The following is a 15896-nucleotide window of genomic DNA, read 5'->3' on the forward strand; positions in this document are numbered from 1 at the left end:
GCTGTTTTGCGATGCGTTTATAGCCGATCCCCTTGTTACGTAAATCGAAAATTTGGGCTTTTTGTTTTTCCGTTCATGATGACATCCTCACTTTCTTTTAGGTAGTACATTCATCACTCTAAATAACCTTAAAGTCAAGTTTTCTCTGTAGGGGTGCTCCCCCATTAAACCATTACAAATTGCCGATTTTCTTTCTCAATGGGGGCCGACCCCCTAAATGAATTTCCGACCCCCTTGAATTATTCAACCCTTGTATCTTTTCATAAATTTCCCCGTAAAATAAAAAATCACCCTTAAGCGGCAAGCTCAAGAGTTCCCATGTGGTGCGATTTATAAGCACTTTGTTGTTGTATCCATTCCTTATCAATCATTTCAATAACTTAAGGGCACCTCTAAAAACTCCGGTTAAGCCAAAATTAGCAATTTTGGATAAGCGTGAGTTTTTAGAGGTACCCAAATGATTCATCAAATGGGATACGGGTATCTCTAAGTCTTGAGTATCCTTTCCTTCCTCCAAAAATTTTACAATCACAAGAAAAAAATTTAAAGTTTTTTCCGAAAAACAGAAAAGCCTACAACCACAACATATCGTGCCTATGTAGAATTTTTTTCCTAACAAAACACAATATATTGTGTTGCATTTCCTTTCGTTTTGATTTAAAATAACTTTTGCAGACCTCTCTTTTTTTGGGAGTGATGAAATATGGATAAAAAAGTTTTATATAGATAGAGGGTAATTTCAATGATGACTTTTACAACCGAGAAAAACCGCACAAATGTGGTCAATGCACTGGAGAATATCAAGGTAATCAAGCGTGATGATCGCTTGGTGGAGTTTGATGACCAAAAGATTTTTGATGCTTTGCTAAAAGCAGAGAGCAATTTGCATGGCGAGTTGACACCTATTAGCTATGCAAAAATTCAGTCCATCGTGGAACGTGTAGATGCTGAAATTGCCAATCGTTTTAGCGAAAATATTAAAATCTACGAAATCCAAAATATCGTCGAACATATCCTGCTTGAACATAATGAATATGAACTAGCTGAGGATTATATCAACTACCGCACAAAACGTGACTTTGAGCGTGCGAAGGCGACTGATATTAATTTCACAATCAACAAATTGATTAACAAAGATCAAACGGTGGTCAATGAAAATGCGAATAAAGATAGTGACGTTTTTAACACGCAACGTGATTTGACCGCAGGGATTGTCGGAAAATCTATCGGGCTTAAAATGCTCCCTGCACACGTGGCAAATGCCCACCAAAAAGGAGAAATTCATTACCACGACTTAGATTATCATCCATACACACCAATGACCAACTGTTGCTTGATTGATTTCAAAGGAATGTTGAACAACGGGTTTAAAATTGGGAATGCAGAAGTGGAAGAACCTAAGTCTATTCAAACGGCGACTGCTCAAATTGCCCAAATCATCGCCAACGTGGCAAGTAGCCAATACGGCGGGTGTTCTGCGGATCGAGTGGACGAATTGCTTGCACCATTTGCAGAAAAAAATTATGAAAAACATATGAAAGATGCTTACGAGTGGGTGGCAGAAGATAAACGCGAAGAATACGCAAGAGCGAAAACGCAAAAAGACATTTATGATGCCATGCAATCTCTTGAGTATGAAATCAATACACTTTTCACAAGCAATGGTCAAACCCCGTTTACCTCACTTGGTTTTGGGCTTGGTGAAAGTTGGTTTGAGCGTGAAATTCAACGAGCGATTTTGAACATTCGTATCAAAGGACTTGGAAGTGAAAAACGTACGGCGATTTTCCCTAAATTGATTTTCACATTAAAACGTGGATTAAACTTAAATCCAGAAGACGCAAATTACGACATTAAACAACTTGCACTAGAATGTGCCTCAAAACGTATGTACCCAGATATTTTAAGCTATGACAAAATTGTCGAGTTGACAGGTAGCTTTAAAGTCCCAATGGGTTGCCGTTCTTTCTTGCAAGGTTGGTGGGACGAAGAAGGCAACGAGGTAAATTCTGGACGAATGAATCTCGGCGTTGTAACACTCAATCTTCCACGCATTGCCCTAGAGTCAAATGGTGATAAAGAAAAATTCTGGAATACTTTAAACGAACGATTGCAAACGTTGAAAGATGCTCTCGTCTTTCGCATTGAACGCTGTAAAGAGGCAACTCCTGCAAATGCCCCAATCCTTTATATGAATGGAGCATTTGGTAAACGATTGAACCGCAACGAATCGGTCAATGAGCTGTTCAAAGAAAAACGTGCAACAGTTTCAATGGGGTATATCGGTCTTTACGAAGTGGCTGCTCTCTTTTACGGGGCAAATTGGGAAAATACCCCTGAGGCAAAAGATTTCACGCTTGAAATTATGAGTTTGATGAAAAATTGTGCTGACAGGTGGGGAGACGAGTGCGGGTACCATTTCTCCGTTTACTCTACACCAAGCGAAAGTTTGACCGACCGTTTCTGTCGTTTAGACAAACAAAAATTTGGTAGCGTTGAAAATATTACCGATAAAGATTATTACACAAATAGTTTCCATTACGATGTACGGAAAAATCCTACACCTTTTGAGAAATTAGAGTTTGAAAAAGATTATCCTAAATATTGCTCTGGCGGGTTCATTCATTATTGTGAATATCCTGTTTTACAACAAAATACGAAAGCTCTTGAGGCTGTCTGGGATTTCGCTTATGACCGAGTAGGATATTTAGGAACAAACACACCAATTGACCACTGCTACGAATGTGATTTCGAGGGTGACTTCCTCCCTACCGAACGTGGATTCAAATGCCCAAATTGCGGCAACCAAGACCCTAAAACAGCAGATGTTGTCAAACGCACGTGCGGTTACCTCGGCAACCCACAAGCTCGACCAATGGTAAAAGGACGTCATAAAGAAATTTCATCTCGTGTGAAACATATGTAGCAAACTTTATACCTTGTAAGAAATATTTTCTTGCAAGGTTTTATATTGGGCACCTCTAAAAACTCGCACTTATCCTAAATTGCTAGTTTTCCGATTTTCTTCGTCAATCTCCTCAACCTTGTCTAGCTAGGAGGGGCAGGAGTTTGGTCGTTGTTCGCAATGCTACTTGAAACTTCGTTTCAAGCAAGTAAATAGCATGACTCACTACGACAAACTCCTGAACACCCCTCTTAGCTTTTCTTATTGTCTAGCTGCGAGGGGCTGAAGTCTGGCAACTGCTCACAATGTCGCTAGAAACTTACGTTTCTAGTAAATGAACGACATGGTTCGCTGTTGCAGACTTCAAAACGCCCCTCTTCGCTTTTCTTGTCACCACATAGCTTTCGTCGATTTCCTCGATAATCGAAAAACTAGCTAATTTAGTCTTAAGCGGAGTTTTTAGAGGTGCCCTATTGCAAAAAAACCACATAAAATCTGTTAAATTTCATGTGGTTTTATTTGGTTCTCTACTTAATTCCCCGTAACACTCGCACCAATAAATGCCTTAAACAAGCCTTCTGGACGATTTGGGCGACTTGATAATTCAGGGTGGTATTGACACGCTACAAAGAATTTATGTTCGGTCAATTCAATGATTTCCACCAAACGATTGTCTGGAGAAACTCCTGAGAACGTAAGCCCTAATTCCTCAAATTGTTCACGGTATTTATTATTAAATTCATAACGATGACGGTGACGTTTTTGTACTACTTCTTCGTCATTGTACGCCGTTTTTGTTTTCGTTCCGTTTTTCAATTTTGCTGGATATAATCCTAGACGAAGTGTACCACCTAAGTTTTCAATTTCTTCTTGATCTGGCATTAAATCAATGATTTTATGCGGTGTCGATTGGTCTAGTTCGTTAGAGTGAGCATCTTTTAGACCTGCCACATTGCGTGCAAATTCCACACAAGCTAATTGCATACCAAGACAAATACCTAAAAATGGTACATTTTCTTCACGAACATAGCGAATCGCCTCGATTTTCCCTTCTGTTCCACGCTCACCGAAACCACCCGGCACAATGACTCCATTCATTCCTTTGAGTTTTTCTGCCACATTTTCACGTGTAACATCATTTGAGTTGACCCAGTGTAAGTCAATCTCGCTATCCCACGCATAACCAGCGTGCTTGAGTGCCTCTACAACTGAAAGATAAGCATCTGGCAATTCTACATATTTTCCAACAAGAGCGATTTTCACTTTTTTCGATAAATTCATCACCTTGTCAACCATTGCACTCCACTCTGTCATATCGGCTTTTGGTGCCTCAATTTTCAAATGGTCGCAAACTAATTGATCCATATCTTGAGCTTGCAAGTTCAGCGGAATTTGGTAGAGATGTTCTACATCAAGCGACTCAATGACCGCCTCAGGTGCCACATCACAAAATTGTGCCAATTTGTTTTTAATCCCTTGATTGACAGGTTGCTCTGTACGAACAACCAACATATTTGGCTGAATCCCCAAACCACGCAATTCTTTTACAGAATGCTGTGTAGGCTTTGTTTTCATTTCCCCTGCTGCCTTGAGGTAAGGAATAAGTGTCGTGTGAATATACATCACATTGTCGCCACCCATGTCACTTTTCATCTGACGAAGTGCCTCGATAAATGGCAAGGACTCAATATCTCCCACCGTTCCACCAACTTCAGTAATAATGACATCACTATCAGTGGTTGTTGCTGCACGTGTGATTTTCTCTTTCAACGCATTGGTAATGTGCGGAATCACTTGCACCGTCGCACCAAGATATTCGCCTTTTCTCTCTTTACGCAAAACTTCCGAATAAATTTTCCCTGTGGTCACATTTGAATACTTGTTTAAATTAATGTCAATAAAACGCTCATAATGCCCAAGGTCTAGGTCTGTTTCTGCACCATCATCTGTTACAAATACTTCTCCATGCTGATAAGGACTCATTGTTCCCGGGTCAACATTGATATACGGGTCAAATTTTTGAATCGTCACCTTTAGTCCACGATTTTTGAGCAAGCGTCCTAAACTTGCCGCAACAATCCCTTTCCCAATAGATGATACTACGCCACCTGTAACAAAAATATACTTGGTCATTGTTGTGCCTCCATGCTTTCTTTTTTGTTTGCTTTTTCTAGGGAATAAATACTGACTTCATTCTAAAAAACGTTGTGCTACTACATTTTAGAGACGCATCAGTATAAAAAAGAAAAAACTCCCAACTGGTGTTGGGAGCTGTAACTTCAAACCGACTTCCTAATGAAGTGCCCGAAGAATATAATACTGATTTTAGAAGGAAATGTCAAGTGTGACGAAATTATTTTTCCTCTTCATCCTCTTCCACAAAATCATCTTCGTCATCATCATCTACGTCAACTTCAACGTCATCTTCCACTTCTTCGTCATCTAAGATGATTTCTTTTAGGTCGCTGTCGTAAGCAACTACTTCATCAGCCTCATCGTCATCATCATCGTCAAGCGTAAGGTCGTCCTCTTCATCAACGTCATAATCGTCCTCTGGGTCGTCATCATTGTAGTCGATAATGTCATCATCGTCACTTGTCGCAAACGCATTGATACGTTTTTTCTTCTTGCGTGGACGGTTTTCTTCTTCTTCGTCCTCGTCAACGTGAGAAATTTCTTCGTCTACTTCGTCAATCGCATACCAGCTACGAAGTCCCCAACGATTTTCACCAAGTGAAATAAAACTTCCGTCAATATTTAAATCTGTATAAAATTGACTTAAACCATCACGAATTTCAGCATCACTTTTCCCTAGGTAATTTTGAATTGCATTTACCAAGTCAGAGAAGTCAATCACATCACCTTTGTTTTCCAAAATTGCATGTGCAACTTCAATCATGGACAATTCATCACGATTTTGTCCTTCAAATTCCTTTAATTCTATTGTCAATTTGGGTACACTCCTCAAAAAGAATTTCACTCGTCAATAAGCAAGTGAATTTCTACTCATTTTAGACATCACAAAATTGTCCTTACTCTACAAAATACCATTATAAGAGTTTTTTCGCTTGCAGTCAACGAGTACACTTTACATTTTTTTCGCTTTCGTACGTCCGTCCCAGCCGTCGTAACCCGTTTTTAAAATGTAAATATCGGTAAATCCTTGTTTTTTCAAAATAACTGCTGCTCGCCCTGCTTGTTGACGTCTTGCATCATAAAGCAAAATTGGCATATCTTTTCGCAAAGCTCCTGATGTTTGTTTAAGGGTCATCGTCGGAAAACTTCTTGCCCCCATAATATGATTGGCATCAAAAGTTGCCTTATCACGCACGTCAATAATTTGAGCATTACGCATTTTTTCCTTAAACTCCGCATTATCAATCAATTTCGCTGCTTTTTTAACAGAAAAATAACTCCAAACTGCTTGAATGACTAATGCTAATAATATTACTACTAAAACAATGTTTACTACTGCCATGTTCAATACTTCCTTATTTCCTTTTTTAGTTGTTTGAGACTTGCAGGAGTTTGGCAACTGCTCAATGTTGCACTCAAAACTCTGTTTTGAGTAAATAAATGCAACGTTTCGCTGTCGCAAACTCCTTAACGCAAGTCTACGCTTTTTGGTTAATAAATTTTGTTGCTAGGCTGGCGGCTCCGATGATTCCTGCGTCGTTTCCTAGTACAGCAAGTTTGATTGCGGTTGTTTGTTGGACAGTTGGGAACGTGTATTCTAAGAAATAATTCGCTACACGACTTCTCAAAAATTCGCCTGCCGCACTTACTCCGCCTCCGATAACAATCGAAGAAGGGTTAAGCGTGTTACCAATATTGCCGCAAGCAAGACCAAGGTACATACATACTTTGTCAACAACCATTAAAGCAAATTTATCTTCTTCTTTTTCAGCTGCGACAAAAATATCTTTACTAGTTATCGCTACTCCGTCATTCATTGCTGCTGCAAGTGGAGAAGTACCAACGTATTCTTCTGCCAATTGACGTGCCACACGCACCACACCTGTGGCACTTGCAACCGTTTCAAGACAACCTTTTTTCCCACACGTACAATCAAAACCATTCGGATCGATAGTTACATGACCAATTTCACCAGCTGCTCCAGCATTTCCATGAAGAAGAAGTCCTTCCATGACAATACCGCCACCAACACCTGTACCAAGGGTCATAAAAACAACGTTCGGGTCATTTTCTCCCGCACCTTTCCAACGTTCTCCAAGAGCTGCTACGTTGGCATCATTGTCAATCGCAAACGGAATACCTGTTCCTTCTTCAATCAGTTTCTTCACTTCTTGAAGTGTTGTCCAGTTCAAATTGTAAGCTCCGATAACCGTTCCTTTTTCAATGTCAACCGTCCCGGGACTCCCCATGCCAATTCCTACAAAATCATCTTTTGTTAATCCATATAAATCCAATCGGTGATTAATACTCTTTACAATATCAGGTACAATATGTACACCGTCATCATGACTATTCGTATCAATCGCCCATTTTTGTTGCACTTCGCCGTCAAGCGTCAAAATACCAAATTTTACCGTTGTACCACCCAAGTCAATTCCAATTAATTTCTTTGCCATTAAACAAACCTCGTTTCGTCTTTTCTTGAGAGTTCTATTCGATGCTCTCGTCTTAAAATTAATCGTGCCGTTTTGTACTCATCATCGTCTATCAAATGTGCTTTGTGAAGATTTTTGATTTCAATTTCCATTAGCTCAATATCATACAAACGTTTGCCAAGATAGATATAAATCCCAAACCGTTTCAAAATTTGTTGCACATCATAAAGCGTTTCCAAGCTAAGCACCCTCTTAATCTTCTATTCTTATGATAAAATAACATAAAAACGCTTTTCTTTCAAGGTTAAATCAAACCTTTTGCAAAAGTTTACGAAGAAAAATAAATGGTCTATTTTAAGGAGGAAGAAAATGAAGAATAAAAAAAATTTACGCAAAATCCTTTTACAACAGATGAAAGATTTCGCCAGCTCTCCAGAAAAAGAAGTGGAAACAAACATTCTTTTAGAGAAACTTTTTCAAACTTCTGCATGGAAAAATGCCCGTTCTATTGGTATTACCATTTCCATGCCATTTGAATTGCCAACAGAGAAAATCATCACTCAGGCATGGCAAGAGGGGAAAATCGTAGCGATTCCAAAGACAAGAGAAAATGGGGAAATGGATTTTTTTGTCCACACAAGCAAAACCACTCTTGAAAAAACAACTTTTGGAGTGCTTGAACCTGTTGGTGCTGAAATGAGCAAAAAAAAGGAAATTGATCTTATGATCGTACCACATCTTGCCATTACAAAAACAGGTGTTCGGCTTGGTTTTGGAGGCGGGTTTTACGACCGCTATCTTGCAGATTTCAAAAACGACACCCTCGCTCTTGCTTATTCATTCCAAGTCATGCAAGAATTACCACAAGAGCCATTTGATATTGTGATTAAAACGATACTCTCTATTGACAAGTAGTTCAAGCTACCTCATACTAATACTATATGGAGGTGTGAAAAATGTATTTTAAAAAATTAGTTGGAGAAAATTGTTTTCTATCACCAATTGATGTAAATGATGCAGAATTGTTTACATCATGGCTTAATGATTTAGAAATTGTTGAAAATTTAGGGTTCCCAAACCTCATGATTACTGTTGAAAGCGAACGAACAATGCTTGAGGAACTTGCCAAAGAACATAATTACGCCATTATTGACCAGAAAACCAATCAATGTATTGGAAATTGTGGTTTCAAGTACGTTGATCTGCTCAACAAAACAGCAGAGGTGGGCATTTTCATTGGAAACCGTGATTTTTGGAATCGTGGATATGGACAAGAGGCACTAAAGTTGCTGATTGATTATGGTTTTCAATCTTTGAATTTACATTCTGTCTATTTAAAAGTATTTTCTTACAATACACGTGCCATTCGTTGTTATGAAAAAATAGGTTTTAAAGAAATCGGCAGACGGCGAGAGAGTCTTTTGCGTGGGGAAGTTTGGCATGATATTATTTTAATGGATATTTTGGTAGGGGAAGTTTCTTAAAAATAAAAAAAACTAGAGTGGAAGAATTATTCCTACTCTAGTTTTTTTGACTCTTTATAAAATAGATGCTTTCCACACGATTTGGCAAAGAGCCAAATAGCAAGACTGCATGAAATCAACATTTTAGAAAATGAAATTTCATGCAATCTTGCTATTTTTATCTTGTTTCACTCAAGCTAGAAGTTTGAGCCTAACCTTTTCAATTATTATTTCTCTTTCACAGTAGAAGTAACCACTTCAATCGCTTTTTTCATTGCAATATCATGTTTCAACATATCTGTTGTCAAGAATTTTTCTACTTGCTCAACTGGCATATTGTATTGCTCTGCCAAGTCTTTGATTTCGTTTTGAATGTCTTCATCCGTTGCTTCAAAGTTTTCAGCTTTTGCAATAGCTTCGATGACAAGGTTTGTTTTCACACGGTCAACTGCTGTTTCTTCGTATTGTTTGTGCAAATCTTCTTCTGTTGTACCTGTTAATTGATAGTACAATTCAGGGTTGATTCCTTGTTGTTGCATTTGGCTCAAGAATTGGTTCATTTGATTGTGAACTTCATCATGAATCATCACTTCTGGAATGTCTGCAATCGTTGCATTTTCAACCGCTTGGCGAATCGCTAATTCATCACGTGCATCTTCTGCCGCTTGTTTTTTGCTTTCTTCCAATTCTTTGCGAATTTTCGCTTTCAACTCGTCAAGTGTTTCCACTTCTTCGTCTACATCTTTAGCAAATTCATCATCAAGTGCTGGCAATTCTTTTGCTTTTACTTCATGAATCGTTGTTTTGAATACCGCATCTTTTCCTGCAAGGTCTTCTGCTTGGTATTTTTCTGGGAAAGTAACTTTTACTTCCACTTCTTCACCTGCTTTATGACCGACAAGTTGTTCTTCAAATCCCGGGATAAATTGTCCGCTACCAAGTTCAAGTGGGTGGTTTTCACCTTTTCCACCTTCAAATGCAACACCGTCAACAAATCCTTCAAAGTCAATTACTGCTGTATCTCCATTTTCAGCTGGCGTATCTTCTTTCAATACAAGTTCTGCAAGAGCAGTTTGCTCACGTTCAAGACGAGCTGCTACATCTTCATCTGTTACTTCAGTATCTTGTTTTTCTACTGTCAAATCTTTGTAGTCGCCAAGTGTTACTTCTGGTTTCAAAGCTGTTGTCACAGTTAATTCCCAGTCAGAACCTTTTTCCGCTTTCCAATCTGTAATAGACGGTTGACCTACTACTGCATCAAGCAATTCAACTTCTTTCAAAGCCGCTTCATAAGCAGTTGGAAACGCATGGTTCAACGCATCTTCATACAAAGATTCTTCACCAAACATTTTGTTGAAAACAGTACGACTTACTTTTCCTTTACGGAAGCCCGGTACATTCACCTTTGTTTTTACTCGGTTAAATGCTTTATCCAAAGCTGGTTTCAATTCTTCTTGTGTAATAGAGAATGTCAATGTGCCTTCTGCACCATTTTTCTCAAATTTTGCCATTTTAACTTTCGCTCCTTGTAGGTATCACTTGATACCTTTTCTAAAATTACATACTTATTCATTTTAACTCACCAGCTTATTTCTGTCTAGGAAAACTTACTTATTTCTTGTTTTTCATCATAATTCGTTGCAATTCTTCTGCAACCTCATTGCGACTTAAAAAATGTGCCACACCTTTTTCTCCCGCAAGCAAAGAATGAACCGTTTGCTCCATGCGAAAACCACGTGCTGACATTGAAAGAAAAAGTGATTCGTTTTCACTAAGTGTCTCTGTTTCCACCACATCAAGCACTAATTCACCGTCTTGTTGCAGAAAATCAACCCACGTTTTTTCTACTTCGTTGCTCAAAAGCAAAATATGTCGCACGCCAATATCACGCATCCACCCACGGAATAGCTCGACAAATCGCTTAGAACATTTCCTGCTAAAAATCGCATTATCACGAATAATCAAATTCGGCTGTTCACTTGCAATCGCACTAATCCACGAACGTAAATAACTAGCCTGCTCTTCAAATACATCACGCTTAGTCATTTTCACCCCTCACTTTCACATTTTCCCGCAAATTTCCATGATAAACAACTGAAAAAGCACTTTCGTATCAAGTGGGGAACTTTTCATTTTATGGTCAAGTACGACACTTTTTTCAAAAATTTCCATTAAAAGCCGTTTATCCATTCTTCTTACACGTCCCATTGCTAATTTGACACGATAAGGATTGGCACCTGTTGCACTTGCAATTGCTCCTTGTTGAAATCCCTCAGATAGTAAAATTTTCACCTGCAAAAAAAGACGGACTTGTGAAATAAAGAGAGCATTTAGGGCGATTAGACTTTCGCCTTGTAAAATTAAATCTTCCAATACTAGCAAAGCTCTGTCTGCATTCCCTTCAAAAATGAGTCCTGTCAACTCAAAAATATCTTGGTCAAGCGTTTTGGCGACAAGTTGCGTGATTTCTTCTTTCGTAGCCACACCTTTATCGCCAACAAATACCTGCACTTTTCTCGCCTCATTCATCGCCATAGTCAACGAAAAATGTGTCCGTACAAGCAATTCTTCCAGAGCGTGTTTGTCAATAGAAATCCCCTCGTTTTTGAAAAAATCCAATAGATAACGACGAACTTCTTCCTCTTTTAATGGCGACAACTCTAAAACCGTTGCTTCTTTTTTCAGTGCTTTGACAACTTTTCGTTTCCCGTCCAAATTTTCACGGACACAAAAGACTAAAACAGTGCTTTCTGACGGGGACTTCAAATACTCTAGCAATTCCTCTACATTATGTTCCACACCTTTTGCCACTTTTTTTGCCGTTAAAAACAAAGAATCTTCAGCGAAAATCAACTTTTTCTCGGCAAAAAACGGCAATTCCAATGCGTCATTTACCACTTCTGAAAGCGAGGTGGTATTCATATCATAAAAAGAAAAGCTCATGTCATCTCGCCCTTCTGGAAAAAGTGTTGCCTCCAACGCTTGTTTGACTTGGTCAAAGAGATACTCTTCTGTCCCAAACAAAAGATAGACAGGAGCAATCTCGCCTTTTTTTATTTTCATCAATTCATTTTGAATCGTCATTTTTCTCTCACGTTCTCTCTTACAGACTTTATATTTCCTAGTGTAGCGGAAAAAGGGTCAACTGTAAAATAAATCATGCCGTTTTCATCTGTTCTTTTGATGAAAATATTTCGTTTTCCTAGTTTTTCGAGCGTTTCTTGGTTCGGGTGACGAAATGAATTGTTGACACCACAACTAATCAGTGCAATTTTCGGGGAAATTTTATCCAGAAATTCCTCTGTACTGCTTGTTTTACTGCCGTGATGTCCCACTTTCAAAACATCTGCTGTAATGTTCGCCTGCTCCAACAGCAACAATTGCTCTTCCTCACTTTCAGCATCACCTGTAAACAAAAAACTCCTGCCACCAATCGTTTGTCTCAAAATGAGAGAATCATTATTTCCTCCGTCATTGACTTCCTCTTTTGGAAATAAAACTTCCATTTCGCCAATTTTTTCTGGTGCAAGCACCGGATGAATCCTCGTACCCGTTTGTTCAAGAGAGAGCAAAATCTTGCGAAATCCTGCTTGTTTTTCCGCACCTTTTGGGTAGTAAAGTGTTTTGATTGGAACAGCTTGGTTAACAGTCAATACATCACCGTAATGATCCTCGTGTGCATGGCTTATAAAAACTTCTAATGCCTGCACACCTCTTGATTTGAGAAAAGGAATCAACGTTTTTTCCGCATTGTTACTTGTTTTTCTCTCTTTCCATTTTTCATTGCTCACAATTTCTCTTTTTCCACCAACATCAATCAATGTCGCTGTCGTTGAAACACTCGGTTGAATGAAAAAACTATCTCCTTGCCCAATGTCAACCATTGCCACCATAGTAGTCAAATGATGAGTTTGAAAAAAGAAAACACCACTTATCATGACGAAATAAAGGAAAAAATAACGCCAACGTCCTGTTTCAATGATCCAAATCAGAAAAATCGTCAACGCAAGCAAGGCGAAAAATAGTACAATATTCGGTTTACCTATTATCAGCTTTAACTCTGTAAAGGGAGCAAGAAAATCAAATGAAACATTCAGCCATTTTAACTCAAAAACGAAACTTGTAAAAAATAACACGACAATCATTGGTAAAAAGAAACATTCAAACACTTTTGTCAAAAAAAACGAAAGAACAATCGAAGAAACATTCCATTCATAAAAATTCCAACTAAGCAACGGAAGAATACCGAATGATAGAGAAATCGTGAAAATAACCTCCTTTTTTAACCCTCGAAACCGCTCCAGAGCAGGTGTAAGAAAAGCAATCAAGAAAGCTAAACCAAAAGTTAACTGCCCTGATGCAGTAAAAAATAAATAGGGGTTAAAAATCACGCTGATTCCCACGGTCAAACCGAACGCATTTTGCGGACTTAGACCGAATAAATCACCACTATTCCTTTGTAAAACTGCTCGCCACACGCTTGTCGCAAACCCTGTCATGCCTAAGTAAAAAATACTGAAAACGACCTGAAGAAAAAGTACCACTTCTTTTGTTAGTCCTATTCTTAGTAAAATTCTACGAAAATAGTGAAGAAACAAGCTAATATGCAGTCCTGAAATCGCAAATAAATGGAGCAAGCCAAGAGATTGGAAAAGCTCTCGATTTTCATCAAAATCCTTAGAAAAATGTGCGAAAAGTAAGCCTGTGACAAGTTCTTTCATCTGTTTTGAAAAACGTTTTTCACTATGCACAATCGCATTTCTGCGTAATACGTTTAGAGAAAGCTCTCTTTTTTGTGTTATTTTTTTGATTTTTGTTATTGTTAATACTCCTAGAAAACCGTTCTGTTTTAAGTATTTTCGATAATCAAATCCGTCTAAATTTCGTTGACTTTCCCCTAAAGAAAGTTCTCCGTCAACTTTTAACACAATGCCACTTCCTGCACCACTCCACCACTCTTTCTCTTTTTCTGACGTTATTTTTACACCACACTTTACGTTCCCTTGAGACATACCTCCTGTAAAAGTTAGCCAGTCTCCGTCAAGTTTTATCGTATCTACTTTCACTGAAAGCTCTTGGTTGACAACGGTTGGATGTGTGAAAATAAACGTCTCTCTACGCTCATTTTTCCAAAAAAGCAACATACAACTTAGCAGTACAAAAAACGCACAAAAAACCGAAAGTTGAATAACTCTTACGGATTTTGCACGTATCAGACGAATGACTAGACAAAGAAAGAAAATGACACTCCATACACTCGGCGATAGCACGAGAATACTCACGCCAAACGCTAAGAGTCCCAAATAGATAAGCGGAATTTTATCCTTGCTCACTATTTTTCATTATCTCCTTGTAATCAAATGGTAAATCAGCGAAATATTTTTCCTCGAGTGTTACTTTTTTCACTTCAACTCCGACTTGCTGAATGAGGTGTTCAGCATACGGGTCATTTTTATAATCGTTTAAATAATTGATTTTCTTAATTCCAGCCTGTAAAATCTGTTTCGTACAGGAAAGGCATGGAAAATGGGTCACATAAATCTCGGCTCCCTCGGTATTCACACCAAATTTTGCACATTGCAAAATTGCGTTCATCTCGGCATGAATGGTGCGAACGCAATGCCCGTCCACCATGTAACAGCCCTCATCAATGCAATGCACTTCTCCTGATACCGAACCGTTGTAACCTCCAGCGATCACACGCTTATCACGCACGATCGTAGCTCCTACTGCCAGCCTATCACACGTACTTCTAAGTGCGAGCAAAACGCTTTGCCCCATAAAATATTGATCCCACGGTATTCTCTCACGCATATTTTCACCTTTTTCAATTATAGTTTTCGCTGATTTTAAAATTAACACATCATTCATCTGTATTCAAGAGTTATTTCACACAAATTTGATCTTTTATTTTTTCAACTGTTTTCGCACCTATCCCTTTCACCCTTGCCAAATCTTCCACGCTTGCAAAACTACCATTTGCTTTGCGGTCTTCGAGAATGGTTTCTGCTTTTTTGGCACCAATTCCTGTAATTTTCTGAAGTTCACTTACGTCAGCTGTATTGATATTAATTTTCTTCTCTCCCTCGCTTTCTTTCGCCGTAACATTTTGCGTTTGAAGAGTTTCTTCCACTTTTTCATCAATCAATGGCACATAAATCACCATTTGATCTTCGAGTTTTTGCGACAAATTTACTCGGTTTTTATCTGCATTTTCCGCAAATCCTCCTGCTTGGTCTAAAACATCTTGCACACGCATTTCTTCAGTGATTTCATACATTCCAGCTTTTTTCACCGCCCCTTTTACATCCACGTACATTTTTGTTACTTTCTCCGTTTTCTTCTCCTCACTTGTATTGGTAGATGACGTTGTGGAAAACGAAATTTCTTTTTCTGTCGGTTGCGGACGAAAAAAGAAAAAACAACCGAGTGCAATAACTGCAACGACTCCACCAACAGCAAGCCAAATTTTATGCGTTTCTAGCCATTCTTTGATTTCTTTGTTCATAACTTCACCTCATAGCCTTTCTTGTTTTTAGAAGGCTTTATTTTTAAGATACGCAGAAAATTTGATTTTTGTTTGAAAAAGTATAAAAAAAAGGCTCTTTGTCAAATCGTGTGGAAAGCATCTATTTTACAAAGCGTACCTAAGAGAGTTGGACATCTTGTCCAGCTCCTCTTTTGCGTCTACCAGAAATAGTTTTCTTGTAGCATTCTGCTCTGTCGAACCTAGCCAGTAGCACAATTATAGGTCGTTCAACATGCAAAACCTTGTTCACTTGACTATTCTCTTGTTTTATCTTTCACTGTTACACTTTAAATACTGAAATATCTATTCTAAACCACCTTACAAATCCCTGTAAGAAGACCACACTGAATATAGCTCCTCGTACGGAAATTCTCAAATCTTCTAAAACCATAAGCCAATCGTTTGATGACTTTTAATTTATTGTTCAA

Annotated in this window: 15 protein-coding genes; 3 read left to right on the top strand and 12 right to left on the bottom strand. The window is 38.5% G+C overall.

From position 1 onward, the window contains the following. Nucleotides 1-742 precede the first annotated feature (742 nt). Entirely contained in the window at nt 743-2926 is a 2184-nt protein-coding gene (nrdD, locus tag B5D30_RS09535) for an anaerobic ribonucleoside-triphosphate reductase (protein WP_078807839.1), read from the top strand. Nucleotides 2927-3436: 510 nt separating this feature from the next. Here the strand turns inward: nrdD and B5D30_RS09540 are convergent. From B5D30_RS09540 to B5D30_RS09560, 5 genes are all read right to left on the bottom strand, one after another. After that, the gene (locus B5D30_RS09540) at nt 3437-5038 is read right to left on the bottom strand and encodes a CTP synthase (RefSeq protein WP_078807840.1); all 1602 of its coding nucleotides are present in this window, start codon (nt 5036-5038) and stop codon (nt 3437-3439) included. A 220-nt stretch (nt 5039-5258) separates the two neighbouring features. After that, nucleotides 5259-5849, bottom strand: a complete 591-nt coding sequence (rpoE, locus tag B5D30_RS09545) for a DNA-directed RNA polymerase subunit delta (RefSeq protein WP_078807857.1) — start codon at nt 5847-5849, stop codon at nt 5259-5261. Between the two features lie 144 nt (nt 5850-5993). Then, complete coding sequence (locus B5D30_RS09550; RefSeq protein WP_078807841.1) at nt 5994-6383, bottom strand: rhodanese-like domain-containing protein; 390 nt, start codon at nt 6381-6383, stop codon at nt 5994-5996. 136 nt (nt 6384-6519) lie between these two features. Then, on the bottom strand, nt 6520-7497 hold the full coding sequence (locus B5D30_RS09555) for an ROK family glucokinase (protein WP_078807842.1): 978 nt from the start codon (nt 7495-7497) through the stop codon (nt 6520-6522). Then, nucleotides 7497-7715 carry a YqgQ family protein gene (locus B5D30_RS09560; protein WP_078807843.1) on the bottom strand — a complete coding sequence of 73 codons (219 nt, stop codon included), beginning with the start codon at nt 7713-7715 and terminating at the stop codon, nt 7497-7499. The genes B5D30_RS09555 and B5D30_RS09560 overlap by 1 nt, the downstream gene beginning before the upstream one ends. 130 nt (nt 7716-7845) lie before the next feature. Between B5D30_RS09560 and B5D30_RS09565 the strand changes: the two genes are divergently transcribed. After that, the gene (locus B5D30_RS09565; protein ID WP_078807844.1) at nt 7846-8391 is read left to right on the top strand and encodes a 5-formyltetrahydrofolate cyclo-ligase; all 546 of its coding nucleotides are present in this window, start codon (nt 7846-7848) and stop codon (nt 8389-8391) included. Between the two features lie 41 nt (nt 8392-8432). After that, nucleotides 8433-8960, top strand: a complete 528-nt coding sequence (locus B5D30_RS09570; RefSeq protein WP_078807845.1) for a GNAT family N-acetyltransferase — start codon at nt 8433-8435, stop codon at nt 8958-8960. Nucleotides 8961-9166: 206 nt separating this feature from the next. On the opposite strand, the gene tig is transcribed toward B5D30_RS09570, so the two are convergent. The 7 genes from tig to B5D30_RS13235 form a co-directional block, all read right to left on the bottom strand. Continuing rightward, a complete protein-coding gene (gene tig, locus B5D30_RS09575) occupies nt 9167-10450 on the bottom strand; it encodes a trigger factor (protein ID WP_078807846.1) in 1284 nt (427 codons plus the stop codon). 100 nt (nt 10451-10550) lie between these two features. Further along, the gene (locus B5D30_RS09580; protein WP_078807847.1) at nt 10551-10985 is read right to left on the bottom strand and encodes a hypothetical protein; all 435 of its coding nucleotides are present in this window, start codon (nt 10983-10985) and stop codon (nt 10551-10553) included. A gap of 15 nt (nt 10986-11000) precedes the next feature. Further along, nucleotides 11001-12023 (bottom strand): DNA polymerase III subunit delta, encoded by a 1023-nt coding sequence (gene holA, locus B5D30_RS09585; protein ID WP_078807848.1) that lies wholly within the window; start codon nt 12021-12023, stop codon nt 11001-11003. Continuing rightward, nucleotides 12020-14272 carry a DNA internalization-related competence protein ComEC/Rec2 gene (locus tag B5D30_RS09590; RefSeq protein ID WP_078807849.1) on the bottom strand — a complete coding sequence of 751 codons (2253 nt, stop codon included), beginning with the start codon at nt 14270-14272 and terminating at the stop codon, nt 12020-12022. The genes holA and B5D30_RS09590 overlap by 4 nt, the downstream gene beginning before the upstream one ends. Further along, nucleotides 14259-14753: a ComE operon protein 2 gene (locus tag B5D30_RS09595; protein ID WP_078807850.1), complete on the bottom strand. Its 495-nt coding sequence runs from the start codon at nt 14751-14753 to the stop codon at nt 14259-14261. The genes B5D30_RS09590 and B5D30_RS09595 overlap by 14 nt, the downstream gene beginning before the upstream one ends. A gap of 70 nt (nt 14754-14823) precedes the next feature. Further along, entirely contained in the window at nt 14824-15447 is a 624-nt protein-coding gene (locus tag B5D30_RS09600; RefSeq protein ID WP_078807851.1) for a ComEA family DNA-binding protein, read from the bottom strand. Between the two features lie 329 nt (nt 15448-15776). Continuing rightward, nucleotides 15777-15896 (bottom strand): transposase, encoded by a 120-nt coding sequence (locus tag B5D30_RS13235; protein ID WP_407675498.1) that lies wholly within the window; start codon nt 15894-15896, stop codon nt 15777-15779.

The sequence above is a fragment of the Pilibacter termitis genome, assembly GCF_900167335.1.
Classification (GTDB): domain Bacteria; phylum Bacillota; class Bacilli; order Lactobacillales; family Streptococcaceae; genus Pilibacter; species Pilibacter termitis.

Coding starts and splice junctions, on each gene's coding strand:
- nrdD (WP_078807839.1), top strand. CDS start 743: ATGATGACTTTTACAACCGAGAAAAACCGCACAAATGTGGTCAATGCA.
- B5D30_RS09540 (WP_078807840.1), bottom strand. CDS start 5,038: ATGACCAAGTATATTTTTGTTACAGGTGGCGTAGTATCATCTATTGGG.
- B5D30_RS09550 (WP_078807841.1), bottom strand. CDS start 6,383: ATGGCAGTAGTAAACATTGTTTTAGTAGTAATATTATTAGCATTAGTC.
- B5D30_RS09555 (WP_078807842.1), bottom strand. CDS start 7,497: ATGGCAAAGAAATTAATTGGAATTGACTTGGGTGGTACAACGGTAAAA.
- B5D30_RS09565 (WP_078807844.1), top strand. CDS start 7,846: ATGAAGAATAAAAAAAATTTACGCAAAATCCTTTTACAACAGATGAAA.
- B5D30_RS09570 (WP_078807845.1), top strand. CDS start 8,433: ATGTATTTTAAAAAATTAGTTGGAGAAAATTGTTTTCTATCACCAATT.
- tig (WP_078807846.1), bottom strand. CDS start 10,450: ATGGCAAAATTTGAGAAAAATGGTGCAGAAGGCACATTGACATTCTCT.
- B5D30_RS09580 (WP_078807847.1), bottom strand. CDS start 10,985: ATGACTAAGCGTGATGTATTTGAAGAGCAGGCTAGTTATTTACGTTCG.
- holA (WP_078807848.1), bottom strand. CDS start 12,023: ATGACGATTCAAAATGAATTGATGAAAATAAAAAAAGGCGAGATTGCT.
- B5D30_RS09595 (WP_078807850.1), bottom strand. CDS start 14,753: ATGCGTGAGAGAATACCGTGGGATCAATATTTTATGGGGCAAAGCGTT.
- B5D30_RS09600 (WP_078807851.1), bottom strand. CDS start 15,447: ATGAACAAAGAAATCAAAGAATGGCTAGAAACGCATAAAATTTGGCTT.